Origin of the sequence: Streptomyces marinisediminis, assembly GCF_026262575.1 — a bacterium.
GTDB lineage: Bacteria > Actinomycetota > Actinomycetes > Streptomycetales > Streptomycetaceae > Streptomyces > Streptomyces marinisediminis.
On the sequence record NZ_JAPKFL010000133.1, the window covers coordinates 1 to 327 of the forward strand.

1 protein-coding gene is annotated in these 327 nt (G+C 79.2%); it reads left to right on the forward strand.

The window, feature by feature from the left end; all coding sequences use genetic code 11:
- Positions 1 to 327: beta-ketoacyl synthase N-terminal-like domain-containing protein (locus tag OSB71_RS24400; protein WP_265950970.1), on the forward strand; the 327-nt coding region annotated here is incomplete at both ends.

Consider the following 327-nt stretch of genomic DNA (forward strand, 5'->3'; position numbering starts at 1 on the left):
TATCCGTCGGCCGACGTGCTCGCGGCCCACCTCGCGGACGAACTGGGCGGGGCGGCGCCGGAGCCGGCCGCGGCGCCGGTGCCCGCGAACGGTGCGGCGGTCGACGCGGACGACCCGGTCGTCATCGTCGGCATGGCCTGCCGCTACCCCGGCGGCGTCGCCTCGCCGGAGGACCTGTGGCGGCTGGTGGCCGACGGTGCCGACGGCATCGCCCCGTTCCCCACGGACCGCGGCTGGGACCTGGACGGCCTGTACGGGGCCGCGGGCGGCGGCGACGCCGCGGACCGGGCGGCGGACGACGCCGAGAGGCGTTCGCGGACGCTGGAA